The 205-nt window shown below is 41.5% G+C and carries 1 pseudogene; it reads left to right on the plus strand.

Annotated elements, in window-relative coordinates:
- Window positions 1-20: 20 nt before the first annotated feature.
- Window positions 21-205: pseudogene (locus CAN34_RS14010) on the plus strand (phospholipase); the annotation flags it as partial.

The raw sequence follows: 205 nt of genomic DNA on the forward strand, positions 1-205 counted from the left end.
CAGTTGAATAAAGGATACTTATGTTTTCCAATATTACTCCGCAGCGCCAGTCTTTAAGCCTTCTCAGTGCGCAAAAATATAACATACCTCAAACCACTAAGCATTATCTAAATATCGCTGTTGGGATAGCGCTCACTTGCTTAACGGTACAGGCACAGGCTGCTAATAAGGCTCAGACTTATAATGAGTTGCCATTACCAGAAGC

Source organism: Psychrobacter sp. DAB_AL32B, assembly GCF_002224105.1.
Lineage (GTDB): Bacteria > Pseudomonadota > Gammaproteobacteria > Pseudomonadales > Moraxellaceae > Psychrobacter.